General features: G+C 70.9%; 24 protein-coding genes and 2 pseudogenes. 11 read left to right on the top strand and 15 right to left on the bottom strand.

What is annotated here, in order from left to right:
• The first annotated feature begins 101 nt into the window (after nucleotides 1–101).
• Entirely contained in the window at nucleotides 102–1,124 is a 1,023-nt protein-coding gene (locus ACWD3C_RS06640) for an adenosine deaminase (protein ID WP_451140783.1), read from the top strand.
• A 14-nt stretch (nucleotides 1,125–1,138) separates the two neighbouring features.
• Nucleotides 1,139–1,912, top strand: coding sequence for a glycerophosphodiester phosphodiesterase (locus ACWD3C_RS06635; RefSeq protein ID WP_451140758.1), 774 nt, complete (start codon nucleotides 1,139–1,141; stop codon nucleotides 1,910–1,912).
• Here ACWD3C_RS06635 and ACWD3C_RS06630 read toward each other — a convergent pair.
• A complete protein-coding gene (locus ACWD3C_RS06630) occupies nucleotides 1,848–3,545 on the bottom strand; it encodes an RNA polymerase sigma factor (protein WP_451140757.1) in 1,698 nt (565 codons plus the stop codon). The genes ACWD3C_RS06635 and ACWD3C_RS06630 overlap by 65 nt on opposite strands.
• Nucleotides 3,546–3,944: 399 nt before the next feature.
• Between ACWD3C_RS06630 and ACWD3C_RS06625 the strand changes: the two genes are divergently transcribed.
• Entirely contained in the window at nucleotides 3,945–5,105 is a 1,161-nt protein-coding gene (locus ACWD3C_RS06625) for a serine hydrolase domain-containing protein (RefSeq protein ID WP_451140755.1), read from the top strand.
• Here the strand turns inward: ACWD3C_RS06625 and ACWD3C_RS06620 are convergent.
• From ACWD3C_RS06620 to ACWD3C_RS06605, 4 genes and pseudogenes are all read right to left on the bottom strand, one after another.
• Nucleotides 5,095–5,397: pseudogene (locus ACWD3C_RS06620) on the bottom strand (hypothetical protein); the annotation flags it as partial. The gene ACWD3C_RS06625 and the pseudogene ACWD3C_RS06620 sit on opposite strands and share 11 nt — an antisense overlap.
• Nucleotides 5,398–5,519: 122 nt before the next feature.
• Nucleotides 5,520–5,759, bottom strand: a pseudogene (locus tag ACWD3C_RS06615) (hypothetical protein); the annotation flags it as partial.
• Between the two features lie 17 nt (nucleotides 5,760–5,776).
• The gene (locus tag ACWD3C_RS06610) at nucleotides 5,777–6,988 is read right to left on the bottom strand and encodes a sensor histidine kinase (RefSeq protein ID WP_451140753.1); all 1,212 of its coding nucleotides are present in this window, start codon (nucleotides 6,986–6,988) and stop codon (nucleotides 5,777–5,779) included.
• Nucleotides 6,988–7,641 carry a response regulator transcription factor gene (locus ACWD3C_RS06605; RefSeq protein WP_451140751.1) on the bottom strand — a complete coding sequence of 218 codons (654 nt, stop codon included), beginning with the start codon at nucleotides 7,639–7,641 and terminating at the stop codon, nucleotides 6,988–6,990. Before ACWD3C_RS06605 ends, ACWD3C_RS06610 begins: the two co-directional genes overlap by 1 nt.
• Before the next feature lie 120 nt (nucleotides 7,642–7,761).
• Between ACWD3C_RS06605 and ACWD3C_RS06600 the strand changes: the two genes are divergently transcribed.
• The gene (locus ACWD3C_RS06600) at nucleotides 7,762–8,349 is read left to right on the top strand and encodes a hypothetical protein (protein WP_451140749.1); all 588 of its coding nucleotides are present in this window, start codon (nucleotides 7,762–7,764) and stop codon (nucleotides 8,347–8,349) included.
• Nucleotides 8,350–8,410: 61 nt separating this feature from the next.
• Here ACWD3C_RS06600 and ACWD3C_RS06595 read toward each other — a convergent pair whose 3' ends face one another.
• Entirely contained in the window at nucleotides 8,411–9,850 is a 1,440-nt protein-coding gene (locus ACWD3C_RS06595) for a gamma-aminobutyraldehyde dehydrogenase (protein WP_451140747.1), read from the bottom strand.
• 168 nt (nucleotides 9,851–10,018) lie between these two features.
• On the opposite strand from ACWD3C_RS06595, the gene ACWD3C_RS06590 reads away from it, so the two are divergent.
• The 7 genes from ACWD3C_RS06590 (at nucleotide 10,019) to ACWD3C_RS06560 (ending at nucleotide 16,960) form a co-directional block, all read left to right on the top strand.
• Nucleotides 10,019–10,534, top strand: coding sequence for an Lrp/AsnC family transcriptional regulator (locus ACWD3C_RS06590; RefSeq protein ID WP_451140745.1), 516 nt, complete (start codon nucleotides 10,019–10,021; stop codon nucleotides 10,532–10,534).
• A 2-nt stretch (nucleotides 10,535–10,536) separates the two neighbouring features.
• Complete coding sequence (locus ACWD3C_RS06585; protein ID WP_451140743.1) at nucleotides 10,537–11,910, top strand: aspartate aminotransferase family protein; 1,374 nt, start codon at nucleotides 10,537–10,539, stop codon at nucleotides 11,908–11,910.
• A gap of 374 nt (nucleotides 11,911–12,284) precedes the next feature.
• A complete protein-coding gene (locus ACWD3C_RS06580; RefSeq protein WP_451140741.1) occupies nucleotides 12,285–13,040 on the top strand; it encodes an ABC transporter ATP-binding protein in 756 nt (251 codons plus the stop codon).
• Nucleotides 13,022–14,329, top strand: a complete 1,308-nt coding sequence (locus tag ACWD3C_RS06575) for a hypothetical protein (protein WP_451140739.1) — start codon at nucleotides 13,022–13,024, stop codon at nucleotides 14,327–14,329. Before ACWD3C_RS06580 ends, ACWD3C_RS06575 begins: the two co-directional genes overlap by 19 nt.
• A gap of 120 nt (nucleotides 14,330–14,449) precedes the next feature.
• A complete protein-coding gene (locus ACWD3C_RS06570; protein WP_451140737.1) occupies nucleotides 14,450–14,857 on the top strand; it encodes a VOC family protein in 408 nt (135 codons plus the stop codon).
• A gap of 35 nt (nucleotides 14,858–14,892) precedes the next feature.
• Complete coding sequence (locus tag ACWD3C_RS06565; protein ID WP_451140735.1) at nucleotides 14,893–16,017, top strand: LOG family protein; 1,125 nt, start codon at nucleotides 14,893–14,895, stop codon at nucleotides 16,015–16,017.
• Between the two features lie 247 nt (nucleotides 16,018–16,264).
• Entirely contained in the window at nucleotides 16,265–16,960 is a 696-nt protein-coding gene (locus ACWD3C_RS06560; protein WP_451140733.1) for an LAETG motif-containing sortase-dependent surface protein, read from the top strand.
• Between the two features lie 63 nt (nucleotides 16,961–17,023).
• Here the strand turns inward: ACWD3C_RS06560 and ACWD3C_RS06555 are convergent, their stop codons facing one another.
• The 9 genes from ACWD3C_RS06555 to pyrH all read right to left on the bottom strand — a co-directional run bounded on the left by ACWD3C_RS06555 (nucleotide 17,024) and on the right by pyrH (nucleotide 26,412).
• Entirely contained in the window at nucleotides 17,024–17,821 is a 798-nt protein-coding gene (locus ACWD3C_RS06555; RefSeq protein WP_451140731.1) for a maleylpyruvate isomerase family mycothiol-dependent enzyme, read from the bottom strand.
• 10 nt (nucleotides 17,822–17,831) lie between these two features.
• Entirely contained in the window at nucleotides 17,832–18,866 is a 1,035-nt protein-coding gene (locus ACWD3C_RS06550; protein ID WP_451140729.1) for an ABC transporter ATP-binding protein, read from the bottom strand.
• Nucleotides 18,867–20,552 carry an ABC transporter permease gene (locus ACWD3C_RS06545; protein WP_451140727.1) on the bottom strand — a complete coding sequence of 562 codons (1,686 nt, stop codon included), beginning with the start codon at nucleotides 20,550–20,552 and terminating at the stop codon, nucleotides 18,867–18,869.
• The gene (locus tag ACWD3C_RS06540; protein WP_451140725.1) at nucleotides 20,528–21,607 is read right to left on the bottom strand and encodes a thiamine ABC transporter substrate-binding protein; all 1,080 of its coding nucleotides are present in this window, start codon (nucleotides 21,605–21,607) and stop codon (nucleotides 20,528–20,530) included. The genes ACWD3C_RS06545 and ACWD3C_RS06540 overlap by 25 nt, the downstream gene beginning before the upstream one ends.
• 263 nt (nucleotides 21,608–21,870) lie before the next feature.
• Nucleotides 21,871–23,001, bottom strand: a complete 1,131-nt coding sequence (gene rlmN, locus ACWD3C_RS06535) for a 23S rRNA (adenine(2503)-C(2))-methyltransferase RlmN (protein ID WP_451140723.1) — start codon at nucleotides 22,999–23,001, stop codon at nucleotides 21,871–21,873.
• A gap of 257 nt (nucleotides 23,002–23,258) precedes the next feature.
• On the bottom strand, nucleotides 23,259–23,708 hold the full coding sequence (locus tag ACWD3C_RS06530) for an SRPBCC family protein (RefSeq protein WP_451140721.1): 450 nt from the start codon (nucleotides 23,706–23,708) through the stop codon (nucleotides 23,259–23,261).
• A 122-nt stretch (nucleotides 23,709–23,830) separates the two neighbouring features.
• Nucleotides 23,831–24,958, bottom strand: coding sequence for a phosphatidate cytidylyltransferase (locus ACWD3C_RS06525; RefSeq protein ID WP_451140719.1), 1,128 nt, complete (start codon nucleotides 24,956–24,958; stop codon nucleotides 23,831–23,833).
• Nucleotides 24,958–25,515, bottom strand: coding sequence for a ribosome recycling factor (frr, locus tag ACWD3C_RS06520; protein ID WP_451140717.1), 558 nt, complete (start codon nucleotides 25,513–25,515; stop codon nucleotides 24,958–24,960). Before frr ends, ACWD3C_RS06525 begins: the two co-directional genes overlap by 1 nt.
• A 138-nt stretch (nucleotides 25,516–25,653) precedes the next feature.
• Nucleotides 25,654–26,412 (bottom strand): UMP kinase, encoded by a 759-nt coding sequence (pyrH, locus tag ACWD3C_RS06515; protein ID WP_451140715.1) that lies wholly within the window; start codon nucleotides 26,410–26,412, stop codon nucleotides 25,654–25,656.
• Nucleotides 26,413–26,479: the final 67 nt, after the last annotated feature.

Below are 26,479 nucleotides of genomic sequence, written 5' to 3'. Positions count from 1 at the left end.
GCCGTTCCCGGGGAGGAACCTTGTCCGACCACCGCACCGCGACCGGCGTACCCACCACGCTCGGCACCCCCGACGCCGCCGGCACGCCGGGCACCCGCGACCTGCACGCCTTCATCGCCGGACTGCCCAAGGCCGAACTGCACGTGCACCACGTCGGCTCCGCCTCCCCCCGCATCGTCGCCGAGCTGGCCGCCCGCCACCCCGACTCCAAGGTGCCGACGGACCCCGAAGCTCTCGCGGACTACTTCACCTTCACGGACTTCGCCCACTTCATCCAGGTGTACCTGTCCGTCGTCGACCTGATCCGCACGCCGGAGGACGTACGCCTGCTGACGTACGAGGTGGCCCGGGACATGGCCCGGCAGCGGGTGCGGTACGCCGAGCTGACGATCACCCCGTACTCCTCCGTCCGGCGCGGTATCGACGACCGTGCCTTCATGGACGCGATCGAGGACGCCCGCAAGGCGGCCGAGGCGGACTTCAGGACCGTACTGCGCTGGTGCTTCGACATCCCCGGCGAGGCCGGGCTCGCGGCGGCCGAGGAGACCACACGGCTCGCCACCGAGGACCGGGTGCGCCCCGAGGGGCTGGTGTCCTTCGGGCTGGGCGGGCCCGAAATAGGCGTACCGAGGCCGCAGTTCAAGCCGTACTTCGACCGGGCGATCGCGGCCGGACTGCGCTCCGTGCCGCACGCGGGCGAGACGACCGGGCCGGAGACGGTCTGGGACGCGCTGAACGAGTTGCGCGCCGAGCGCATCGGCCACGGCACGAGCTCCGTGAAGGACCCGGAGCTGCTCGCCCATCTCGCCGAGCACGGCATCGCGCTGGAGGTCTGCCCGACCTCCAACATCGCCACCCGCGCGGTCCGCACCCTCGACGAGCACCCCATCAAGGAGTTCGTGCGGGCCGGGGTCCTCGTCACCGTCAACTCCGACGACCCGCCCATGTTCGGCACCGACCTCAACAACGAGTACGCGGTCGCCGCCCGCCTCCTCGACCTCGACGAGCGGGGCCTGGCCGAGCTCGCCAGGAACGCGGTGGAGGCGTCCTTCCTCGACGAGCCCGGCAAGGCGCGGATCACCGACGAGATCGACACCTACACCTCGGCCTGGCTCGCGCCCTGACCCACAATGAGCCCATGCACACCGTGACCGCCGTCGCCCACCGCGGCGACCCCTACCGTGTCCGCGAGAACACCGTCGACTCGCTCCGCTCCGCGATCCGACAGGGCGCGGACGCGGTCGAGATCGACGTACGGCTGACCCGGGACGGCGTGCCCGTGCTGCTCCACGACGCGACGCTGAAGCGGCTGTGGGAACAGGACCGGCCGCTGTCCGCCCTCTCCTCGGCCGAGGTGCGGGGGCTCACCGGCGGCGGGGTCCCCACACTCGTGGACGCGCTGCTCGCCACCGGGGAGAGCCGCGTGATGGTCGACCTCCCCGGCCGGGCCGACCCCCGGGCGGTACGGCGGGTCGTGGACGTCGTCCGGGAGTGCGGGGCCGAGGAGCGCGTCTACTACTGCGCCGGCGCCGGCACGATGCTCGCCGTGCGCGCCGCCGACCCCGCCGCCGAGATCGCCCTGACCTGGAGAACCCTCGCGCCTCCGCGCCCGGCCCTCCTCGACGCCGTACGCCCCCGCTGGCTCAACTACAGCTTCGGGCTGGTCGGCCGGGAACTCGCGGCCCGCGTGCACCGCGACGGCTACCTGCTGTCGGTGTGGACCCCGGACACCCGGCGGTCCATGCGCCGGCTCCTCGACGCGGGCGTCGACTCGATCACCACCAACCGGATCGACACGCTGTGCGCGCTGCGGCAGAGCGGAAGCGGAAGCGGAGCGGAGGCCGACCTCAGAGGGCCGTCAGGCGTGAGCGCTGAGGCACCGTCGCCGGGTCGTCCGGGGTCGAGCGGGTGACGTACTGCGGCACCGGCGCCGTGTCCTCGCCGTCGTCGCGGACGAGGCCGTAGCGGATGGCGCCCTGGTCGGGGCCGGTCGTGATGTCCTCGGTCACCGCGTCCCAGTTCGTCGGGAAGACGGACAGGCCGTAGGAGGCGCCGCGCTCGTTCACGGTCAGGGTGACGGTGCCGTCGACGTAGAAGTACTCGTTCTGCCACATCTGCTGTGTGCCGTCGGGCAGGACGGTGTAGCCGATGTCCGGGCCGCCCATGCCGGTGACGTAGCCGCGACCGGAACCGTCCCCGACGACGTCGTCCATACGGCGGCCGCCCCCGGAGGCGACGTGGAAGATCTTGCCCTTGAGCCCGGTCCAGGTCGGCATGGCCAGCCCGCCGGGCCGGTCGTGCGGTGCGATCTGCCAGCGCACGAGGACATAGCCCTGGCCGCTGAGGGTCACGTTGTCGCCGCGGTGCTCCATCACGGCCCTCGGGCCACCGGTGCTGGTGATGCCGGACTCGGGGCGCCGTGGCAGGGCCCCGGGCCGGGCGTTCGGGTCGGGAGCCCGGTCGACGGCGTCGACGACCGTCCCGTACAGGCCGGCCTGCTTCTGCGTCGGTGACGGTGAGGGAGAAGTCGAGGGCGAGGGCGAGGCGGACGGCGTGGGGGACGACCGGGTGACCGCCGGGGGGCGGGCCGTGCTCGCCGCCGTGGGGGCTGCGGCCTGCGGGGGCCGGTCGCCCGGGGGCTGCGTGACGACGTACGCGCCGCCCGCCGCGATGGTGGCGCCCGCCGTCACTGCCACGGCGGGCTTGGTGAGCACGCCCAGGACCTTGGCGGACCAGCCGACCGTGGAGCCGACCGCGGTCGCGGCCACCGCCGTCTTCCCGCCGAGGGCGAGCGACAGAGTGAACCCGACGGGCACGGGAACAAGCGCGAGGCCGACGAGGAGCCGCTCGGCCGGTACGACCGCCTGGCCCGGTTCGGCGCAGTACGCGCAGCCCCTGATGTGCCGGGCGAGCCGCTTGCGCCACACGGAGTCGGGCCCGCCGTCCCAGCGCGCCGTCAGCTCGCGCAGCCCGGGGCAGGACCCGTCGAGCGCCCGTACGATGCCGCGCGCGGTCTCCAGGCGGGCCTTCATCCGCTGGACGCGCACGGCGGCGTGCTGCCGGCTGATGCCGACGGCCGCCGCGAGCTCGCGCCGGGTCAGCTCGCCCGCGACTTCCAGCCACCACAGCGACAGCAGTTGCCGGTCCTCGTCGTCCAGCCAGCGCACGGCCTCCGCGACCTCGCGCCGCTGGCCCTCCAGCTGGAGCCGCAGCACGGTCAGCTCGGCGAAGTCGGCAGCGTCGCCGCCGGCCGCCTCGCCGTCGAGCGGGTCGGCCGTGCGGCGCCGTGCCCGGTCCCGTATCTGCCGCATCGCGATCGCGACCAGCCAGGACCGGAAACTGTCCGGATCGCGCAGCGTGCCGAGGTTGTCGACGGCCCGCAGCATGGTCTCCTGCACGACGTCGTCGACGTCCGCGTGACCGTTCAGGGCGCGGCCGACGATGTTGTAGACCAGGGGCAGCCACCCCTCCACCAGCTCGTCGAGGGCACGCCGGTCACCGGCCTGTGCGGCCGCGATGGTGGAGCGCCACTGCCGCCCGTCCACGTCCGTCCTCCCCGGAGTCACTCGCCCTCCGGACGTACCTTCTCAGCCATCACCGCGATGTACGGAACGGGGTGTCCATGGTGACGGGCACGACAGCGGTACAGAACATCCCAAGCCGGGTGAAGTCGCCCGCGGCTCGCGGCGGAGATCACAGCTCGCTCCTGTGCGTGGGGAACAGGTGACGGGTGAGGAGACGGAGCGAAGGCTTCCGGGATAACAGTTTTTTGGCGGGTCCGAAGCCGGGACGGAAACCCGGACCGAAGCTTCGGGGCCTCGGAGCCCCTAAGGGTGCCCCTGATCCCCGCACCAGGGCCGGAGCCCTCCTCGCCGACGATCCGCAGCATCGCCGTACGGCCACAGGATGAACATCAACACCCCCTCACCGCACGGGAGTTGCCGATGCCCATCCGCACCCGCCCACGCACCCGCACCGCCGTCGCCCTCGCCGCCCTCACCCTGGGCCTGGCCGCCGTCCCGGCGGTCGCCGCCGCCTCCACCGCCACCGCGCCGCCACCGGCGCGCTGCTCCCCCACCGGCCCGAACGCCGCCGCCCTCTGCGAGGCCCTGGCCGGACTCCCGGACGCCGACGCGACGGCCGCGCTCGTACGGGTCGGAGGCAGTGACGGGACCTGGCGGGGCAGCGCCGGTGTGCGCGACCTGCGCACGATGCGCCCGGCGCTGGAGCACGGGCGGTTCCGGGCCGGTTCCACGACCAAGGTGGTGACCTCGGCGATCGTGCTGCAGCTCGCCGCCGAGGGGAAGGTCGACCTGGACGGATACGTGCAGACGTATCTGCCGGGCCTGCTGTCGGACGCCTTCGATCCCATCACCGTACGGCAGTTGCTGACCTACACCAGCGGACTCAAGGCGGGCCCGTCCACCGGTGCGTCCGACGGCGAGGGATACGAGAACCGCTTCGAGACGCTGACCCCGGAGCAGGTCGTGGCCGGGGCCGTCGCCAAGGGCCCCGCCCACGCGCCGGGCCGGCTCCAGACGTACGGCAACATCGACTACACCGTGCTCGGCATGCTGATCGAGAAGGTGACGGGCGACTCGTACGAACACCAGGCGTACGTACGGGTGTTCAAGCCGGTCGGCATGCGCCACACCTCCTTCCCCGGCGGCCCCGACCCCCGGATCCACGGCCCGCACAACCGCGGCTACCAAATCCTCACCGACGGCAGGCTGGTGGACGCCACCGAGTGGAACATGTCCGACCGGTGGGCGGCGGGCGACATGATCTCGACCACGGCGGACCTGGAACGGTTCCTCGTCGCGCTGTTCCGCGGAGAGGTCGTACCGCAGCCGCAACTGAAGGAGATGTTCACGGTCCCGGACATCCCCGACGCGACCATGAGCGCGGGCCTCCAGCGCTTCCCGCTGCCCGACGGCCGCGTCGTATGGCTCAAGTCGGGCGCCCGCCCCGGCTACAACACCGTCATCGCCGCCACCCGCGACCTGTCCACCACGCTCGTGTACTCGGTCAACGCGACCAACGCGAAGAGCGAGGACATGAACCCGGTGGCCCAGCGGATCGTGGAGGCGGCGATCAGCCACTGAGAGGTGCTTGTCGGCCGAGGACCGGGGTGGCCACCGGTGCCGTCAGCGCCTCCAGCCTCCTGATCTTCTGCCGTACGACGTACAGCGGGATCACCCCGAACACCGCGAACGACATGTCGATCACCGTCCACCAGAAGGGAATCCCGCGGATCGGCCCGCAGATCAGCGCGAGCGGGATGATCCCCGCGCAGGCGATCATCCCGAACTCGATCACCCAGATGTTGCGGACCGGATCGCGGTACGGCCCGTAGAAGGCGACCGCGATCACCAGGTGCGCGAAGGCCAGCCAGTCCGCTTCTTACCCGGCTCGCCTCCGGGCGCCAAAGCCTGTGTCGAGAGCCCGACCGTGCTCAACCCTTCGGGCCTCCGCGCGCTCGACCTCTCGACACAGGCGCGCCCCTTCGGCTCACTCGCAGTGCCGTAGAGGAGGGAGGGGTGCTCGGCGTCGGTCTCGTCGAGGCCGATCCGGACCCGCTCGATCCAGTCCGTCAGGCCCGGCAGGTGGTCGCCGACGGAGAGCGCGCGCAACAGGTCCTCGGTCCAGCGCAGTTCATGGACCAGGGGGAAGGCCGTGGCACCGCTGAGCACCAGGCAGACGACGAAGAGGACCAACCACGCGCGGATGCCCGTGAGCAGGGCGGCTCTGTCCCTCATGGCGGGAGCGCACGCCCCTACTTGAACGCGTTCAAAAGCACCCCCTCCTCCCCCACCCCAGCCACCCGCGCCGCCGCCGGCAACCGCACCTCCACGCTCAGCCCGCCCTCCGCGCGCGGCCAGGCCGCCACCGTCGCGTCGTGGGCGGTGGCGACCGCCGAGACGATGGACAGGCCGAGCCCGAGTCCGTCCCGCGAGCGGGTGCGCCGCCCCGGGGCCAGCCGCCGGAAGGGCTGGAACAGCCCCGGGACCTCGTCGGCCCGGATCACCGGCCCGCTGTTGGCGATCCGCAGGACGGGCTGCGCGCCGTCGTCGAGCCCGGTCCATAGCCGTACCCAACTCTCCTCCCCGTCGGGATGGTTGTGGCGTACGGCGTTGTCGACGAGGTTGACCACGAGGCGCTCGATCAGCTGGGGATCACCGAGGAACGGGGCCGGACCGAGGTCGGCCTCGACGCGGGGGCCGTCGGCGGGCAGGCGTGCTCGCACGACGGCGGCGAGGTCCGCGAAGTCGGCGTATTCCCTCCTCTGCAGCCCGCGTTGGCTGCGCGCCAGCGTCAACAGGGCGTCGATCAGCCGCTCCTGTTCCTGCCCGGCCGCCCGCACCCGCAGGCAGGCGGCTCGCAGCGCCTCCGGGGAGGCGTCGGGGTCGGCGAGCGCCACGTCGATGACGGCCTGCTGGAGCGTGAGCGGGGTGCGCAGTTCGTGCGAGGCGTTGGCGACGAACTGCTTCTGCGCCTCGAACGCGCCCTCCAGCCGGGCCAGTACGTCGTCAAAGGTGTCCGCCATGGCCTTCAGCTCGTCGTCGGGGCCGGGGGCGGCGAGCCGTTCGTGGAGGTTGTCGGCGGAGATACGGCGGGCGGCCTCGGTCATCGTGCGGAGCGGGGCCAGGACCCGCCCGGCCATGAGCCACCCCAGCGCCACCGAGGCCACCGTCATCACCGCCATCGCCACGCCCGACTGGACCAGCAGATCCCGGAGTTGCTCGTCACGCAGCAGCTCCAGCCGCTGGGCCACGTACTCGGCGACCTCCGGCGCACCGGGCACCCGGTGCCCCCCGGGGACGGCCATCGGCCCCTCGCCGTGCACCATCGTGGGCTCGTCGCTCACCGCGAGCACATAGGTGAAGGCCAGCAGTACGGCCCCGGCGACCGCGAACAGCGCGCTGTAGAGCAGGGTGAGCCGCCACCGGATGCTGTGCGGCCCCCGCACGAAGCCCGGCCCCGCCATCAGATCCGGTATCCCGCCCGCTCGACCGTCTCGATCAGCGGCGGCTCCCCGAGCTTGCGCCGCAGCCGGCTCACGGTCACCTTCACCGTCTGGCTGAAGGGGTCCGCCGCCTCGTCCCAGGCCCGTTCGAGGAGTTCCTCGGACGACACGACACCGCCCTGTGCGGCCATGAGCAGCTCCAGTACGGCGAACTCCTTGGGGCTGAGCGGCAGTTGGTCTCCCGCCCGGGTGGCCACGCGGCGCCCCGGGTCGAGCCGCAGCTCGCCCCGGACCAGTACCGGCGGCAGCGCGGAGTACGCGCGCCTCGCCAACGCCCGGATGCGAGCGACGAGTTCGGCGAACGCGAACGGCTTGGGCAGATAGTCGTCGGCTCCCAGCCCGAGCCCCGCCACCCGGTCGGCCACCGTCCCGGACGCCGTCAGCATCAGCACCCGCGCCCGGCAGCCGCCCCCGGCCAGCGTCCGGCACACCTGGTCACCGTGGATGCCGGGCAGATCACGGTCGAGTACGACGACGTCGTAGCCGTTGACCTGGGCGCGCTCCAGCGCCGTGGGACCGTCGAAGGCCAGGTCGACCGCCATCCCCTCCCTGCGCAGTCCCGCGGCGACGGTCTCGGCGAGTTCTTCGTGGTCCTCGACCACCAGCACACGCATACGGCAAGTGTGCCCCGAGGGCGGTTACACAGGCGTAAGGCCGACCGTTCCCGTGCCGTAACCGCCCGCGCGCTTCCGTGGACGCCGACAGCACCACCACAGCACGGTAGGAGGAACCCCATGCCCGCACTGGCGACCCGCGCCCGGCGTCTCGCCCTGGCCTGCGCCCTGATCACGGCGGCCACGCTCGGCACGGTCAGCGCGTCGGCGGCCACGGAGTCCGAGTCGTCCGAGTCGCCCGACGGCTCGGGCGGTACGTCCGAGCCGTCCCCGCACTCCGGACGGCACCACGGGGGCCACTGGTTCGGGTTGCGGTACGAGCCCACCGACAGCGCTCCCGACGACGTCAACGAGGCGAACGACGACTTCGCCGCGTGCGTGCGCGACGAGGGTCAGGAGGTCTACCCCGACTTCCGCGCGTACAAGGACGACGACGGCGAGGTCCGCCTCGAAGTGACGATGGAGGGCAGGCTCCGCGACCTCGACAGGGACGCCCTCGACGGCTTCCGGGACGCCCTGAAGGAGTGCGCGCCGATCATGGAGAAGGCCGGCCTCTCCCACCCGGACGGGGACGACCTGCCCGACCGCCCCAAGCTCCCGGACCGCCCCGGCTGCGACGAGGCCCACGAGCGTGTCCGCCCGGAGCGCGGGCAGCGCAACGACGAGGGTGACCGCCCGTCCCTCGTCACCGGCGTACTCGGGGTCTGAGACCACGGCGTGGCCCCGGGGGTTCGGCTCCCGCCCGGGGCCACGCGCGTGCCTCGACGGATCACGCGTCCAGCGACGTCATCACATGCTTGATCCGCGTGTAGTCGTCGAACCCGTACGCCGACAGGTCCTTGCCGTACCCGGACTTCTTGAATCCACCGTGCGGCATCTCCGCGACCAGCGGAATGTGCGTGTTGATCCACACGCAGCCGAAGTCGAGGGACTTCGACAGCCGCATCGCGCGCGCGTGGTCCTTGGTCCACACGGACGACGCGAGGGCGTACTCGACTCCGTTCGCCCACTCGACGGCCTGGGTCTCGTCCGTGAAGGACTGGACGGTGATGACCGGCCCGAAGACCTCCTTCTGGATGATCTCGTCGTCCTGCTTCAGCCCGGACACGACGGTCGGCGCGTAGAAGTACCCCTTCTCGCCGACCTGGTGGCCGCCGGCCTCCACCTTGGCGTGCGCCGGCAGCCGCTTGATGAAGCCGCTGACCTGCTGGAGCTGGTTGGGGTTGTTGAGCGGCCCGTACAGCACGTCCTCGTCGTCCGGCTGCCCCGTCTTCGTCTCGGCGGCGGCCTTGGCGAGCGCGGCCACGAACTCGTCGTGGATGGCCTCCTGGACGAGGACGCGCGTGGCCGCCGTACAGTCCTGGCCGGCGTTGAAGAAGCCCGCCACCGAGATGTCCTCGACGGCTTTGGCGATGTCGGTGTCCTCGAACACGACGACCGGGGCCTTGCCGCCCAGTTCCAGGTGGACGCGCTTGAGGTCCTTCGACGCGGACTCGGCGACCTGCATTCCGGCGCGCACGGAGCCGGTGATGGAGGCCATCGCGGGCACGTCGTGCTCGACCATCAGCCGGCCGGTGTCACGGTCGCCGGTGATGACGTTGAAGACGCCCTTGGGCAGGATCGCGCCCATGATCTCGGCCATCAGGACCGTCGACGCGGGCGTGGTGTCCGACGGCTTGAGCACGACGGTGTTGCCCGCGGCGATGGCCGGGGCGAACTTCCACACGGCCATCATCATCGGGTAGTTCCAGGGCGCGACCTGCGCGCAGACGCCGACCGGCTCGCGGCGGACGATGGAGGTCATCCCCTCCATGTACTCACCGGCCGACCGGCCTTCGAGCATCCGCGCCGCGCCCGCGAAGAAGCGGATCTGGTCGACCATCGGCGGGATCTCCTCCGACCGGGTGAGCCCGGTCGGCTTGCCCGTGTTCTCCACCTCGGCCGCGATGAGCTCCTCGGCGCGCTCCTCGAAGGCGTCCGCGATCTTCAGGAGGGCCTTCTGTCGCTCGGCGGGGGTCGTGTCGCGCCAGCCCGGGAAGGCGGCGGCGGCCGCTGCCATCGCCGCGTCGACGTCGGCCTGCCCGGACAGCGGCGCGGTCGCGTACGCCTCGCCCGTCGCGGGGTTGACCACCTCGGTGGTCCGTCCGTCGGCGGCGTCCCGGAACTCACCATTGATGTAGTAGCGCAGACGACGCAGCTCGGTGCTCACTGCCGGCCTCCTGTCAGGTCGAACTGTCCATTCCTTGAGACACCCACCCTAGTCCGCCGCTCCACGTTTTCAACAGCCCCACTCCCGCCACAGCTACGGAATCCGCAAGTCTCGACTACGAAAACAACGAAATTCATCGGTACGGCCTTGCGGAACTGTCGAGACGTCGTGCACAGTGACCTCGTGGCCAGTCGAAGCGCAGACCAGAAGGACTCCCGCGAGTCCAGAAACGGCACGTCCCATCTGGATGCCGTCTCCCTCGCCATCATCGAACAGCTCCAGGAGGACGGCCGCCGGCCGTACGCCGCGATCGGCAAGGCCGTCGGCCTCTCCGAAGCGGCCGTGCGCCAGCGCGTCCAGAAGCTGCTCGACCAGGGCGTGATGCAGATCGTCGCCGTCACGGACCCACTCACCGTGGGCTTCCGTCGGCAGGCGATGGTCGGCGTCAATGTCGAGGGCGACGTGGAGGCCGTGGCCGATGCGCTGACCGCCATGGACGAGTGCGAGTACGTGGTGATGACCGCCGGTTCCTTCGATCTGATGGTGGAGATCGTCTGCGAGGACGACGACCACCTCCTGGAGGTCATCAACAAACGCATCCGGGCCGTCCCCGGAGTGCGCTCCACCGAGAGCTTCGTCTACCTGAAGCTCAAGAAGCAGACCTACATGTGGGGAACCCGATAACCGTGAGTACCGACACCCCCAAGGACCTCAGCAGGACCGCGTACGACCACCTGTGGATGCACTTCACCCGCATGTCCTCGTACGAGAACTCCCCCGTCCCCACCATCGTCCGGGGCGAGGGCACGTACATCTACGACGACAAGGGCAGGCGCTACCTCGACGGTCTCGCGGGCCTGTTCGTGGTCCAGGCGGGCCACGGCCGCACCGAGCTGGCGGAGACCGCGTTCAAGCAGGCCCAGGAGCTGGCCTTCTTCCCGGTGTGGTCCTACGCCCACCCGAAGGCCGTCGAGCTGGCCGAGCGGCTCGCGCACCACGCGCCCGGCGACCTGAACAAGGTCTTCTTCACCACCGGCGGCGGCGAGGCGGTCGAAACCGCGTGGAAGCTCGCCAAGCAGTACTTCAAGCTGACCGGCAAGCCCACCAAGTACAAGGTCATCTCGCGCGCCGTCGCCTACCACGGCACCCCGCAGGGCGCCCTGTCCATCACGGGCCTGCCCGCCCTGAAGGCGCCCTTCGAGCCGCTGGTCCCGGGCGCGCACAAGGTCCCGAACACCAACATCTACCGCGCGCCGATCCACGGCGACGACCCGGAGGCCTTCGGCCGCTGGGCCGCCGACCAGATCGAGCAGCAGATCCTCTTCGAGGGCCCGGAGACCGTCGCGGCCGTCTTCCTGGAACCGGTGCAGAACGCCGGCGGCTGCTTCCCGCCGCCGCCCGGCTACTTCCAGCGGGTGCGCGAGATCTGCGACCGGTACGACGTCCTGCTGGTCTCGGACGAGGTCATCTGCGCCTTCGGACGGCTCGGCACGATGTTCGCCTGCGACAAGTTCGGCTACGTCCCCGACATGATCACCTGCGCCAAGGGCATGACCTCGGGCTACTCCCCCATCGGCGCCTGCATCGTCTCGGACCGCCTCGCCGAGCCCTTCTACCAGGGCGACAACACCTTCCTGCACGGCTACACCTTCGGCGGCCACCCGGTCTCCGCGGCCGTGGGCCTGGCCAACCTCGACCTCTTCGAGCGCGAAGGCCTGAACCAGCACGTCCTCGACAACGAGGGCGCGTTCCGGGCCACCCTGGAGAAGCTGTACGACCTGCCGATCGTCGGCGACGTCCGCGGCAACGGGTTCTTCTACGGCATCGAGCTGGTGAAGGACAAGGCGACGAAGGAGACCTTCAACGACGAGGAGACCGAGCGCATCCTCTACGGCTTCCTCTCCAAGGCCCTCTTCGACAACGGCCTGTACTGCCGCGCCGACGACCGCGGCGACCCCGTCGTCCAGATCGCCCCGCCGCTGATCGCCCATCAGGAGACGTTCGACGAGATCGAGCAGATCCTGCGCGCGACGCTGACGGAGGCGTGGACCAAGCTGTAGCCCCCGGCGGTTCACACGGCCCGGGTGCACCCATGCGAGTGGTACGGGTGCACCCGGGCCGCGTGCTGTCCAGTGTTCCGGCCCTGGCTCCCTAGCGTGCCCTTTGACTCCTCCCCTTCGCGGCGAGGGGCATTCCTGGTTCACGCCGCTCGGCCGCTCAGCGAACGATCGAGTCCTACGCGATCAGCACCAGCCGGGTCGAGACCGGCCCGGTCGGCAGAATGCCTAGGAGGTAGCGCGTGCTTGGTTCTCGCGACGCGCTGCGTGCGACGCAGCCCGCCCGTGGCGGTGCCCGTGACCGACAGCCCCTGCCTTCGTTCCCCCGGACGGGGGACTCCCCACGGCATTCGCGATCTGAACCGAGGTGTACGCCCATGGTGGCCCCGCCGGACAACGACGTGCTCTGGGCACGCACGCTGACCTACGCGCACGACGGCACGCCCGCCCTCCAGGGTGTGTCGATCGGCGTCCGCGAAGGAGAGATCCTCGCCGTCAGCGGGCCGCGCGGCAGCGGCAAGACCACGCTCCTGCGGTGCCTGTCGGGGCAGTTGCTGCCGCAGCGGGGCGAGGTGTGGTTCAACAGCACGCCCGTGCACACCATGGGCCCGCTCACCCGCGAACGGCTGCGCCGCGACCGCTTCGGCTGGATCGACCCGGAGCCGGTCCTCGTCCCCGAGCTGAACGCCTGGGAGAACGCCGCCCTGCCGCTGATGCTGCGCGGCAGCGGACGCCGGGCCGCCAAGACCGCCGCCCTGGAGTGGCTGGAGCGCCTCGACATCGGCGGCTCGGCCCGCAAACGCCCGCACGCCCTGCTCCAGGCCGAGCGCCAGCGGCTGGTCGTCGCCCGCGCCCTGGTCGGCTCCCCCACCGTGCTCTTCGCCGACGAGCCGACCGCCGCCCTGTACCGCGCCGACCGCGCCCACGTCCTGCGCACCCTCACCACGGCGGCCCGCTCGCACGGCATCACGGTCGTGCTGGCCACGCACGACGCGGACACCGCCGGGCTCGCCGACCGCACGGTGTCGCTGCTCGACGGACGCCGTGTGAACACCGTCCACCTGCCGTCCGCCGCCCCGTCGGAAGGCCGCGCCGAACCGGAAGGCCGGGCCGCGTGCTCGCTCTCCGTCTAGCCCGCCGGTCCCACCCGGCCGTCCAGCTCCGCCGCCTCCTCGTCGCCGCGGCGTCCGGCGGCACGGGGTTCCTGCTGCTGTGCGCGCTCGGCCACGCCATGGCCCACCCGGACGCGACCGCCGGTTCGCTGCTCCGCCTGGGCTGGTGCGTCGCGCCCGCCGCCGCCACGGTGTACTTCGCGGTCACGGTCGCCCGCGCCGACCCGGGCACCCGGCCACGACCCGGCCTCTCCGCCATCGGCCTGGGCCCCGGCCGCCTGATGGCCGTCTCGGCGGTCACCACGGCCCTGTCCACCACGCTCGGCTCGATGCTCGCCCTGCTCTTCTTCCTCCACCTGCGCGGCGACCTCACGGGCCTGCCGTTCGACGGCGACGCGGCCGACGCCCTCGCCGCCGGCCGGCCGCTGCCCCTGCCGGCCGCCCTGACCCTGCTCGCGCTGGTCCCGGTCATCGCCTCCGTGACGACCGCGCTGGTCCTGCGGCCGCCGGAGGACCGGCCCCGCCCGGCCGGACCGTGGAACCGCTTCATGGCGTACGACACGTTCGACGTCCGCGGGCGCGCCGGGGGGCGTGGTGGTGCGACCCGGTACGAGGGTGAGTTCGCCGACGCCGGTGAGGACGAGGAGCCCGCCGTACCCGCCTCCGCCGAACCGGACGGCCCCTTGAGCCCCGCCGCGCCCCGGCCTGCCCCCGGCGGCCTCCCCTGGGGCACCGCCGTACTCGCCGCGGGCCTCGCCGTCGAGGCGTACGCGAGCCGCTCCGGCCCCGCCTCCGCGCTCACGCTGCCCGGCGGCTCCGTGGACAGCCCGGCCGGAGTGCTCGGCGGCTGGCTGCTCACCGCGCTCGGGCTGGCCCTGGCCGCGCCCGGGCTGACCCACCTGTGCGGACGGCTGCTCCAGTCCGTACGGCCGGGGGCGCTGCGGCTGCTCGCCGGGCGCGTGCTCCAGGAGGAGGCGCGGCGGATCGGGCGCCCGCTCGGGGTGGTGTGCGCGGTGGCCTCGGCGGCGTACGCCATGGCGACCCTCTACTCCGGCGCGCGACCCGACATCGGTCCGCTCACCACGCTGGGCGCCACCCTGGTGACGGGCTGCACCGTTCTCACGCTCGCGCTGGCCGCCATGGAGGCACGCGACGCCCGCGCGGACACCATGGCCGCGCTGCTGCGGCTCGGGGCGCCCGCCACTCTCCTCCGCAGTGCGGCCCTGCTCCGCGCGGGCGTGCTGCTCGCCGTGTTCGGCCCGCTGACCTGGACGGTCGCCGAGCTGGCGGCGTTGCCACTGGGGGCGTGACCGACCGCTTCGGTGGCGCCGGAAAACTCGTACGAAAAAAATCCGCTCCGAGCGATGAGTTCTCCGCGATCCCCCGGTCTACCCCACCGAACGGATCAACACCGATGGGAGACACCTCGTATGTACCAGCAGATGATCTTCGTGAACCTGGCCGTGAACGACCTCGACGCCTCGAAGAAGTTCTTCACCGAGCTCGGCTACACGATCAACCCGCAGTTCAGCGACGAGCACTGCGCCTCCGTCGTGATCAGCGACACCATCGTGGCGATGCTCCTCTCCAAGCAGCGCTACGCGGATTTCACGAAGAAGGAGATCGCGGACTCGACGAAGACCAGCGAGGTGCTGCTGGCGCTGAGCGCGGAGAGCCGCGAGAAGGTGGACGAGCTGGTCGACAGGGCGATCGCGGCGGGCGGTTCCGTATCCGGCGAGACGCAGGACCACGGCTTCATGTACGGCCGCGCCTTCGACGACCTCGACGGTCACACCTGGGAGGTCGTGTGGATGGACCCGGCCGCGGTCGAGGGCTGAGCGACCCTTTTCTTCACGGTGTTTAGCATGGGCGGGTGCATCAGACACCCGCCCAGCCGTTCCACGCCGCTCACGATCGCGAGATCGAGTCGCTCACCGAGTTCGACGAAGTCGTCTCGGCACGCGGCTCGATCGCCCATTACCGCGTCCAGGCCGTCGACCTGACGGACCGTACGACCACCCTGCTGACCCTCGGCTGCGAGGGCGCCGTCTTCCTCGGCTGCCCGATGGCCCCCGAGGCGGCGGCCCACGTACGGTCCGCGGGCGCGCTGGTGTTCCCGCCGGTTCCGGGCCTCCCCTTCGACCCGTACCGGGGCCTGCTCTACTCCCCCGACGAGCTCTTCACCTCGCTCGCCGAGGGTTACGAGGCGACGCCCGACGCCCACGCGTACGCCTGGTTCCAGCAGACGAAGGCGGACGGGGACGTCTTCGCGTCGATGCTGCGCTCGATCCACGACGACGCCGTCTCGGACGCGCTCGACGAACTCCTCGTCGGCGCCCGGGTGGTGGGGGTCATGGGCGGCCACGCGATGGCGCGCGGCACGGAGGCGTACGAGGGTGCCGCCCGGCTCGGCCGCGCGCTCGCCCGCGCCGGGTTCACGGTCGCCACCGGCGGCGGGCCGGGCGCGATGGAGGCGGCGAACCTCGGCGCGTACGCGGCCCCGTACGACGACGAGATGCTCGCCGAGTCGCTCCAGCTCCTCGGCAAGGCACCGAAGTTCACCCCCTCGATCACCGAGTGGGCGGCGGCCGCCTTCGAGGTCCGCGCCCGCTGGCCCGAGGGCGGCGACTCGGTCGGCATCCCCACCTGGTTCTACGGCCACGAGCCCCCGAACGTCTTCGCCGCGCACATCGCCAAGTACTTCGCCAACGCCACCCGCGAGGACGGCCTGCTGGCCCGCTGCAACGCGGGTGTCGTCTTCCTCCCCGGCGCCGCCGGCACCGTCCAGGAGATCTTCGACAACGCGACCCCCAACTACTACGAGTCCCGCGGCGAACCCACCCCGATGGTCCTGGTCGACCGCACCCACTGGACGGAGAGGCTGCCCGCCTGGCCCCTCCTGAAGTCCCTTGCGCGGGAGCGCTCGATGGAGGTGCGGATCGCGTTGGTGGACCGGATCGAGGAGGCACCGGAGGCGCTGGGACGGCTCGGTGGTTGAACTCTCACAATTCTGCGGCGACTTAGGGGATTGGTCGACAAAACCTGTCGGCGGTTAATGAAAGGGTAAAGCCAACTGCGAGGCCACCTCTCCGGATTGACAGTGCTTATCCCGCACTTATAGACCTGGGGACCTCATGGGGATACCAACGTCCCACTGGTGTCCTCCAACCCCCCGCATGTGCGCATCCCCGTGAAGGGCAACCGTGTCCATAGTGTCCCGTGCATTCCCCCGTACCGCACGATCGGTGCGTTTCCTCGGTGTTGTCTCCGCCTCCGCCGCGCTCGTCCTCGGCGTCGCGGGCGACGCAATGGCCTGCAGCATCAAAGACTTCTCCGCCGTGGCCGAGTGCGAAGGCGACAGGGGCGTCATCCGCGTGACCGACGTGGACCCGCTGGGCGTCACAGCCGAAGTCAGTGTCTTCCGGAAGAACGGGGCGGACGAGGAGCTGGTCGGCACCCAGACGATCGAGGACTCGACCGCCGCGGGCGTCACCGTCACCTTCGAGGAGGACTGGCAGCCGAAGGCCAAGTACCGCGTCCACATCTACGCCGCCACGTACGTCAACGCGGACCTGCCGATGCTGACCGCGCCCGCCGACGCCTGCCAGACGACGGACGACCCGCCGCCGGCCGAGGAGACCCCGGAAACCCCGGAGAACCCGGAGCCGTCGGACGAGCCGTCCGAGTCCACAGACGACACCCCGACGCCGAACCCGACCCCCACCCCGTCGGCGTCCGAGAGCACCCCGCCCGCCGACACCACGGACGACAACGCTCCGTCGCCCGAGGGCGCACCCCAGCCCCAGGGCCAGTCGAACCTCGCCGAGACCGGCGCGAGCTCCAACACCGGTGTCATCGCCGGAATCGCGGCCGCCCTGGTCGCGGTCGGCGGCGGCGCCATCTTCTACGGCATGCGCCGCCGTGGCGCCTCGTCCCGCTGATCGAACGCGCTTGACCGTACGGCCCGCCTCTCCGCCTCTTTGCCGAGGAGGCGGGCCGTACGCCTACGCGAACGTCGCCCGCTCCAGCCAGAACTCCAGCAGCTCCCGGTCCCCCAGCACCTCCAGCCGCCCGCTGTCCGGCGGGAGTCGGCGGTAGAAGGCGAGCAACAGCTCGGTGAGCGGCCCGCGCAGCGCGACCGTCGCCTTCTCGTGGCCCCGGCGCCAGCGCACGCCTTCCTCGGTGAGCTCGACGAGCCACTCGGCGTTCAACCCGGCGGGGGTGTCGGTCGCGTGGAGATGGAGGCTGCGGCCGGGACCGCGCAGTTCGTGCGCCGGGTCCTCCGGCATCGTCCGCTGCGCGAACTCGACGATCTCCAGCCACTCGTCGATCGCGTCCGCGGCGATGTCGGGCGCCACCGTGTACGGCAGCCCGGCGGCGAGTGTCGCGTCCGCGCGGTGGACCGTCAGCTCGTGGGTCATCCGGCGGGCCCAGAAGCCGGCGGTGTGCTCCCAGGCCCACGTCCACACCGGCGCGTCGGGCCCCGCCTCACGCAGGGCCGCGACCACCGTCTCCCCGGTCTCCGCGAGCCACGCGTCCAGGTCCTCCCGGGCCTCGGGCCCCTCGAACAGCGGCACCTCCTCCTCCGGCACCTCCTTCTCCGCCCGGCTCCGCACGGTCAGCTCCACCCAGCGCAGGGCGCCGCCGGTGTGCCGTACGAGCTGCTCCAGGGACCAGTCGGGGCAGGTCGGCACGGTCGTCGACAGATCGGCACCGGACGTCACGACGTCCCTCAACTGCCGTACCTGAAGCTCGATCTCGTCGCAGTAGCGGTCATGGCACTCTTGCCCAGGCTTCATCATGATCCGCACCTTAGGCGCCACAAGCCCCTTCGAGTACGACAATTTCGGCTGCGTCGAACGCCACCCCGACCTCGTCCCCGGGCTCCGGAGCCTCCCGCAGCGCACAGGCCGCCTCCAGGCGCGGCGCGTCCTCGGGCTGCAGATGTACGGCGACGTGGGTGCCCCGGAACGTGCGTGCGGCCACGGTGCAGCGCAGCCCGTCCTCCGGCCCCACGAGCCGTACGCCCGCGGGCCTGACCAGCAGTGCGCCCGCCCCCTGCGGCGAGGCCTCGGGCACCGGCACCTTCCCCCAGGGCGTGTCGGCGGCCTCGCCGCTCACGGTCGCCGCGACCACGTTGTCGAAGCCGAGGAAGCGCGCCACGAACTCGTCCACGGGGTGCTGCCAGACCTCAAGGGGCGTACCGGACTGGGCGATCCGTCCGTCCCGCATCACCACGACCCGGTCGGCCAGTGCGAACGCCTCCCCCTGGTCGTGCGTGACAGCGAGGACCGTCGTGCCCAACTCGCCGAAGAGCTGGCGCAGTTCGACGACGAGCCGCTCCCGCAGCGAGCGGTCGAGCTGGCCGAGCGGTTCGTCGAGCATCAGCAGCCGGGGCCGCGGGGCGAGGGCACGGGCGAGGGCGACACGCTGCTGTTCACCGCCGGAGAGTTCCCCGACCCCTCTGCGGGCGGCTCCCGGCAGCCCGACCAGCTCCAGCAACTCGCGTACGCGTACGGCCTGTTCGCCCTTCGCCGCGCCACGCATGCGCAGCCCGAACGCGACGTTCCCGCCCACGTCCCGCTGCGGGAACAGCTGATGGTCCTGGAACATCAGGCCGACCCCACGCCGGTGCGCGGGCACGCCGCCCATCTCCCGGCCACCGAGGAACACCCGCCCGCCGTCGAGGGGTTGCAGCCCGGCGACCGCCCGCAGCAGCGTCGACTTGCCACTCCCGCTCGGCCCGAGCACGCACACGATCTCGTGCTCGGCGACATCGAGGTCGACGGCGTCGAGGACGGCCCGGCCACCGAACCGTACCGTCGCGCCCTCAAGGCTCAGCAGCATCTAGAACTCCCCCGTCCGGTCGGTACGCAGCCGCTCCAGCACCAGCAGGGCCACCGCGCACACCACCATCAAGATCGTCGAAAGGGCCATGGCCTGCCCGTAGTTGAGGGCTCCGGGGCGGCCGAGCAGTCGCGCCACGGCCACCGGAAGCGTCGGGTTGTCGGGCCGCGCGATGAACACGGTCGCCCCGAACTCCCCGAGCGACACGGCGAAGGCGAACCCGGCCGCGATCAGCAACGCCCGCCGCACCAGCGGCAGATCGACCTCGCGCCACACCCGCCAGGGCGAGGCCCCGAGCACGGACGCCGCCTCCCGCAGCCGCTCGTCCACCGCCCGCAGCACGGGCAGCATGGTGCGTACGACAAAGGGGACGCCCACCAGCGCCTGCGCGAGCGGCACCAGAATCCACGAGCTCCGCAGGTCCAGCGGCGGCTCGTCCAGCGCGATCAGGAACCCGAACCCGACCGTCACGGCGGACACGCCCAGCGGCAGCATCAGCAGCGCGTCGAAGCCCCGTACGAGACGACCGGCACGGCGGGTCAGGGCAGCGGCTGCCAGGCCGCCGATCACCACGGCGATGACGGTGGCGGCGAGCGCGTACCGCAGCGAGACACCGATCGCCTCGATCGGCGCCACCAGGAAGACCCCGCTGTCGTCGCGGGTCAGCGCCTTGTAGTACGCGAACCCCCGTGCGTCGAGCGACCGTTGCACCAGCACGGCGAGCGGCAGCAGAAGCAGTACGGCGATGGTGGCGAGCACGCCCGCGAGCAGCGCCCACTGCCCCGCCCCGCGCGGCCGCCGGGCCGTCGCCGACGCGTCCACCAGCCGCAGCGCGGTCTCCCGCCGCCGTACGGTCCAGGCGTGCACGGCGAGGATCGCGCCCACCGCCGCGAACTGGACGATCGTCAGCACGGCGGCCGTGGAGAGGTCGAAGATCTCCGAGGTCTGCCGGTAGATCTCCACTTCGAGGGTGGAGAACGTGGGCCCGCCGAGGATCTGGACCACACCGAAGGAGGTGAAGGTGAAGAGGAACACCATCAGCGCGGCGGCGGCCACGGCAGGTGCCAGGGCCGGCAGGGTGACCCTCCGCCAGGCCTTCAGCGGCGAGGCCCCGACCATCCGGGCGGCCTCCTCCTGGCGGGGGTCGAGCTGCGACCAGAGCCCGCCGACGGTGCGGACGACGACGGCGTAGTTGAAGAAGACGTGCGCGAGCAGGATGGCCCAGACGGTGGTGTCCAGCCGTACACCCCACAGCTCGTCGAGCAGACCGCCACGCCCGACCAGAGCCAGGAACGCGGTCCCCACGACGACGGTCGGCAGTACGAAGGGGACGGTGACGACCGCCCGCAGCACCTGCTTGCCCCTGAAATCGAAGCGCGCGAAGACATACGCGCCGGGGAGCGCGATCAGCAGCGTGAGCGCGGTGGAGACGAGCGCCTGCCAGGTGGTGAACCACAGCACATGCCGGATGTCGGACTGCGCCAGCACGTCCACCAGCCGCCCGAACTGCCAGCCGCCGTCGGTCTCGTCGGTCTTGAGCCCGCGCGCGACGATCGCGGTGACGGGGTAGGCGAAGAAGACCCCGAAGAACGCGACGGGCAGGGCCATGAGCCCGAGCCTCGCCGCGCTCCCCCGGGGATCCCTGCGGACCCTTACTTCAGTTACTTCAGTACGAGCGAGGTCCACGACTTGACCCAGTCGTCACGCTTGTCGGCGATCTTCTCCGGGGCCATGGTCTCGGGGTCCTCCGCCTGCGGGCCGTACTGCGTGAACTCCTCGGGCACCTGGGCGCCCTCCCGCACCGGGTAGACGAACATGTTCATCGGCATGTCCTCCTGGAACGCCTTGCCGATCATGAAGTCGATGAGCGCCTTGCCGCCCTCCGCGTTCTTCGCGTTGCTCAGCAGCCCCGCGTACTCCACCTGCCGGAAGCAAGTGCCCGTCGCGACCCCGGTCGGCGCGGTCTCCGGCCTCGGGTCGGCGAAGATCACCTCGGCGGGCGGGGAGGAGGCGTACGAGACGACCAGCGGCCGGTCCGCCTTCGCCTGCTTGCCGCCGGCGGACCCCGAGAACTCCTCGTTGTACGCCTGCTCCCAGCCGTCGACGACCTTCACCCCGTTGGCCTTGAGCTTGTCCCAGTAGCCCGCCCAGCCGTCGTCGCCGTACTCGGCGGCCGTGCCGAGCAGGAAGCCCAGACCCGGCGAGGACGTGGACGCGTTCTCGGTGACGAGCAGGTCCTTGTACTCGGGCTTGACCAGGTCGTCGAACGAGTTCGGCGGTTCGAGCTCGTGCTCGGTGAAGTACGCCTTGTCGTAGTTGACGCAGATGTCACCGGTGTCGACAGGCGTGACCCGGTGCCGGCCCTCGTCGACCTGGTACTCCTCCGCGACCTGGTCGAGCCCCTTGGCCTCGTACGGCTGGAAGAGCCCGTTGTCGAGCGCCCGGGACAGCAGCGTGTTGTCGACGCCGAAGAAGACGTCGCCCTGCGGGTTGTCCTTGGTGAGGATCGCCTTGTTGACGGCCTGCCCGGCGTCGCCGTCCTCAAGGACCTTCACCTTGTACCCGGACTGCTGCTCGAACGCCTTCAGTACGTCCTCGGAGGCGGCGAAGGAGTTGTGGCTGACGAGGGTGACGGTCTTGGAGTCCGTCGAGCCGGTGTCTTCGGACGACCCGCACGCGGACACGGCCGACAGCGTGACGAGGCCCAGGCCCACGGCGGCGAACTTCCTGGTGGTGCTCAATGAATTCCTCCTGGGTGACCAGGAAGAGACGCGGCCCTGCCCAGGACCTCGGAAGGGGTTTCCGTCGGCTCCCGGGCAGGGCGCAACAGCTTGAGTGGTGACCGAACTTCCTACCCAGAATGACCTGGGCGAGGTTCAGAGGGTCTGCGGGCTGTCCCGCACTCTCAGCGCTGTGGCGCTCCCCTGTCGGATGATGAAGATGACCGGAATATGAAGTTGCTATGCAGTTGTACGGCCATGACGTCGTACTGACGCGGGTCAGACTACCGTTCGGTGGCCGCGAGCTGCCCGCACGCCCCGTCGATCTCCTGACCACGGGTGTCCCGGATCGTCACCGGCACACCGTGCGCGGCGATCGCCTCGACGAACGCCTTCTCGTCCTCGGGCCGCGAGGCGGTCCACTTCGAGCCCGGCGTCGGGTTCAGCGGGATCAGGTTCACATGCACGGGCCTGCCCTTGAGCAGCCGCCCGAGCCGGTCACCGCGCCATGCCTGGTCGTTGATGTCCCGGATCAGCGCGTACTCGATGGACAGCCGCCGCCCGGACCTGGCCGCGTACTCCCACCCGGCGTCGAGGACTTCCCGCACCTTCCACCGCGTGTTGACCGGTACGAGGGTGTCGCGCAGCTCGTCGTCCGGCGCGTGCAGGGAGATCGCGAGCCGGCATTTGAAGCCCTCGTCGGCGAACCGGTGGATGGCCGGGACCAGCCCGACCGTCGACACGGTGATCCCGCGCTGCGACAGACCGAGGCCGTCCGGCTCGGAGTCGGTGAGCCGGCGGATGGCACCGACGACCCGGTTGTAGTTGGCGAGCGGCTCACCCATGCCCATGAACACGATGTTGGAGAGCCGCGCCGGACCGCCCGGGATCTCCCCATCCCTCAGTGCCCGCATCCCGTCCACGATCTGGTGCACGATCTCGGCGGTGGACAGATTCCGGTCCAGCCCCGCCTGCCCCGTCGCGCAGAAGGGACAGTTCATCCCGCACCCCGCCTGCGAGCTGATGCACATCGTCACCCGGTCCGGGTACCGCATGAGCACCGACTCGACGAGCGTCCCGTCGAACAGCCGCCACAGCGTCTTGCGGGTGGTGTCCGCGTCGGTCGACAGATGCCGTACGACCGTCATCAGCTCCGGAAGCAGCGCCTCCTGCAGCTTGGCGCGCGAACCGGCGGGGATGTCCGTCCACTGCTCAGGGGCGTGCGCGTACCGCGCGAAGTAGTGCTGCGACAACTGCTTCGCACGAAACGGCTTCTCCCCGACCGCGGCCACCGCCTCCTTCCGCTCGGCGGGCGTGAGGTCGGCGAGGTGCCGGGGAGGTTTCTTGGCTCCGCGGGGCGCGACGAAAGCGAGCTCGCCGGGGGCTGGACGTGCCACGGTCGGGCAACTCCTCATAACGACGGGGCCTGGCACCCCGCGTGGGCGGGGACAACGGCTGGGCAATGCCGAAGCCAGGAGACCTCACGGGACAACCCCCGCGTGGGCGGGGACGAACGAAAGGGCCCGCAGCCGGACGCCACGAGCCCTCCCAGGGTACCTGCTGTCTGTCAACCCCAGTCGCCGAAGATCACGGACCTGGCCCATGAACAGACCGGCCCGGCTCACCCGCCCGCCGACCAGTGCGAGTGGGTGAGCCAGAGGAGAAAGACGATCTACGCGACGCTGCGCTCCAGCCGGTCCTTGAGTGTCCGCTCGTTGCGCGGCAGCTCCTTGCGGACCTGGGGGCGGACGACGAGAGGCACGAGGAGCTTGCCGATGCCGTGTCCTTCGAAGTCGACTGCCAGTGTCACCCGTGAGCGCCGGCCCTGGTCGAGCGGCTCGATCTCACCGTGGACGTGTCCCCTCACGGGACCGTCGACACCTTGCAGGTCCCAGCTGTGCGGCGGGTGATCCTCGGTGACCTCCATGGTCATCGGCAGCTCGCGGCGGCCGACGCGCCGGGTGACCCGGACGCGGGAGCCGGCGTGCACCGGCCCCTCGTCGAGCCGCTCCGCGTCGATCGCGCTCAGCTGCCATTCGGGCAGGTGGGAGGGGTCGACGAGGTACGCGTAGACGTCTTCGGGGCTGCGGTCGACATCGATCGATTCTCGAATGGTGGACATGGTGAACTCCCTTTGAGGGCGTACACCCAAATCGTCCCACCGGGTCGGCCGGGCCGCCATCGACAGAAGCCCCCGTCCCGTCACGGGAACGAGGGCTCCTCGGGTTCACGACAGGGCCGCGGTCACCCGGACCCCACGAAAACGACGAACAACAACCACACCACCGGCGCCGTAGGCAGCAGCGAATCCAGCCGATCCATGATTCCCCCGTGCCCCGGCAGCAGCGTGCCCATGTCCTTGATGCCGAGGTCCCGCTTGATCATGGACTCGCCGAGGTCGCCCAGCGTAGCGCTGGCGGCGACGGCGAGGCCGAGCAGGAGACCCTGCCACCAGGTGCCGTCGTCGATCAGGAACTCCATGCTCAGGGCGCCCGCCGCCATGGCGAAGGTGATCGCGCCGAGCAGCCCCTCGCGGGTCTTGCCGGGGCTGATGCGCGGGGCGAGCTTGTGCGTGCCGAAGCGCCAGCCGACGGCGTACGCGCCCGTGTCGCTGACGACCGTCAGCAGCAGGAACGTGAGGACCCGCCGGTGGCCGTCGTCGGCCGTGAGCATCATCGCGACGAACGTGGCCAGGAACGGCACGTAGAAAGCCGCGAAGACGCCTGCCGTGACGTCTCTGAGGTAGCCCTCCGGTGGCTCTGTCATGCGCCAGACCAGGACCGCGAGCGCGGTGAGCGCCATCGCCACCCACGCGCCCTCGGCGCCCCGCACATACCCGGCGACGACCATCGCGGCGCCGCCGACCGCGAGCGGTACGAGGGGCGCCCTGATGGACTTGCGCTCCTGCAGCCGCGACGTGAGCTCCCACAGGCCCACCACCACGGCGACCGCTATCACGCCGACGAAGGCGGCCTTGACGATGAACAACGACGCGGTGATCACCGCACCGAGCCCGACACCGACACCTATGGCCGCGCCCAGGTCACGGCCCGCGCTCTTCTTCTGCGGGGCGGGCTGCGGGGCGTCGGGCATGGGCTCCGTCTTCTGCGACGCGGCCCGGTGTGACCGCGCCGGCGGTGTCTCGTCTCGGAACAGGGGGCCGCTCAGCCGAGCGGCCCCCCGGTCGTCATCCTGGTCTCCGCCATGCGCGGGTACGTCGGGCACGATGGGCATGGGCTGGGTTTCCAATGGACGCCGGTCCACGGGCGCATCGTACGCCGGACCCGCGGGGGCAGCCCCCTGGACGGGCCCCTGGTCGGACGGGTCCCAGTACCCGGTTTGTGGCGGCGCCCCCCAGGAAGAGTCGTTCATCAGACTTCGAGAAGCTCCGCTTCCTTGTGCTTGAGCAGCTCGTCCACCTGGGCGACGTACTTCGCGGTGGTGTCGTCGAGCTCCTTCTCCGCACGGCGGCCCTCGTCCTCGCCGACCTCGCCATCCTTGATCATCTTGTCGATGGCGTCCTTGGCCTTGCGGCGCACCGAGCGGATGGAGACCTTGGCGTCCTCGGCCTTGGTCTTGGCGACCTTGATGTAGTCACGGCGGCGCTCTTCGGTGAGCTCGGGGAACACCACCCGGATGATGTTTCCGTCGTTGCTCGGGTTGACGCCCAGGTCGGAGTCGCGGATCGCCTGCTCGATATTGCGCAGCGCGCTCTTGTCGAACGGGGTCACCACGGCCATGCGCGGCTCCGGCACCGAGAACGAGGCCAGCTGGTTGATCGGCGTCAGTGCACCGTAGTAGTCGGCCACGATCTTGTTGAACATCGCCGGGTGCGCACGACCGGTGCGGATCGCGGCGAAGTCCTCCTTGGCGACCACGACGGCCTTCTCCATCTTCTCCTCGGCTTCGAGGAGGGTCTCTTCGATCACCACTTGCTCCTGCGTGTCTTGAGTAGGCCCGGCTGCTGTTCACTGTTCAGGTCGGCGGCCGGCTGCGTCGCGTCTTATTCCTGCACGGTTCCCGACCGGCAGGACATTGTCCATCCCCCGGTCAGGGTCCGTCCCCCGTCAGGCCCGGCTGCCCTGATCACCCACGAGTGTGCCGATCTTCTCACCCTTGACGGCCCGCGCGATATTGCCCTCGGCCAGAAGCTCGAAGACGAGGATCGGGAGCTTGTTGTCGCGGCACAGGGTGATGGCGGTCATGTCGGCGACCTTGAGGTCGCGGGTGATGACCTCGCCGTAGCTGAGGGAGTCGAACTTGACGGCCTCGGGGTTGGTCTTGGGGTCGGAGTCGTAGACCCCGTCCACGCCGTTCTTGCCCATCAGCAGGGCCTCGGCGTCGATCTCCAGAGCACGCTGGGCGGCGGTGGTGTCGGTGGAGAAGTACGGCATGCCCATCCCGGCGCCGAAGATGACCACACGGCCCTTCTCCAGGTGGCGTACGGCGCGCAGCGGGATGTACGGCTCGGCGACCTGGCCCATGGTGATGGCGGTCTGGACCCGGCTGTCGATCCCCTCCTTCTCCAGGAAGTCCTGGAGGGCGAGGCAGTTCATGACCGTGCCGAGCATGCCCATGTAGTCCGACCGGGCCCGGTCCATGCCGCGTACCTGCAGTTCGGCGCCGCGGAAGAAGTTGCCGCCGCCGATGACGACCGCGACCTGCGCGCCGTCGCGCACGACGGCCGCGATCTCGCGGGCGATCTTGTGCACCACATCGGGGTCGACGCCCAGGCCCCCGCCACCGGAGAAGGCCTCTCCGGACAGCTTCAGCAGAAACCGGCCGTGTACTTTGCCGTCGTCGCTCTTCTGGGCCTTGGTCGTCATGGAGATCTCGCCTCTTTTACGTTTCACACATACGAAGAAGGCCATTGCCGGTGGGTGGTTTGCATCC

The sequence above is a fragment of the Streptomyces sp. NPDC002845 genome (genome assembly GCF_053591955.1).
Note: the sequence above shows the minus strand (reverse complement) of the source record. Positions and strands in the feature narration are given on the sequence as shown.

What these genes read in the sequence shown, in the direction of transcription:
- ACWD3C_RS06580 (WP_451140741.1), top strand. Translation starts at nt 12,285, where the DNA reads ATGGTGGCCCCGCCGGACAACGACGTGCTCTGGGCACGCACGCTGACC.
- ACWD3C_RS06600 (WP_451140749.1), top strand. Translation starts at nt 7,762, where the DNA reads ATGCCCGCACTGGCGACCCGCGCCCGGCGTCTCGCCCTGGCCTGCGCC.
- pyrH (WP_451140715.1), bottom strand. Translation starts at nt 26,412, where the DNA reads ATGACGACCAAGGCCCAGAAGAGCGACGACGGCAAAGTACACGGCCGG.
- ACWD3C_RS06550 (WP_451140729.1), bottom strand. Translation starts at nt 18,866, where the DNA reads ATGCTGCTGAGCCTTGAGGGCGCGACGGTACGGTTCGGTGGCCGGGCC.
- ACWD3C_RS06625 (WP_451140755.1), top strand. Translation starts at nt 3,945, where the DNA reads ATGCCCATCCGCACCCGCCCACGCACCCGCACCGCCGTCGCCCTCGCC.
- ACWD3C_RS06530 (WP_451140721.1), bottom strand. Translation starts at nt 23,708, where the DNA reads ATGTCCACCATTCGAGAATCGATCGATGTCGACCGCAGCCCCGAAGAC.
- ACWD3C_RS06610 (WP_451140753.1), bottom strand. Translation starts at nt 6,988, where the DNA reads ATGGCGGGGCCGGGCTTCGTGCGGGGGCCGCACAGCATCCGGTGGCGG.
- ACWD3C_RS06555 (WP_451140731.1), bottom strand. Translation starts at nt 17,821, where the DNA reads ATGATGAAGCCTGGGCAAGAGTGCCATGACCGCTACTGCGACGAGATC.
- rlmN (WP_451140723.1), bottom strand. Translation starts at nt 23,001, where the DNA reads ATGAGGAGTTGCCCGACCGTGGCACGTCCAGCCCCCGGCGAGCTCGCT.
- ACWD3C_RS06525 (WP_451140719.1), bottom strand. Translation starts at nt 24,958, where the DNA reads ATGAACGACTCTTCCTGGGGGGCGCCGCCACAAACCGGGTACTGGGAC.
- ACWD3C_RS06605 (WP_451140751.1), bottom strand. Translation starts at nt 7,641, where the DNA reads ATGCGTGTGCTGGTGGTCGAGGACCACGAAGAACTCGCCGAGACCGTC.
- ACWD3C_RS06635 (WP_451140758.1), top strand. Translation starts at nt 1,139, where the DNA reads ATGCACACCGTGACCGCCGTCGCCCACCGCGGCGACCCCTACCGTGTC.
- ACWD3C_RS06570 (WP_451140737.1), top strand. Translation starts at nt 14,450, where the DNA reads ATGTACCAGCAGATGATCTTCGTGAACCTGGCCGTGAACGACCTCGAC.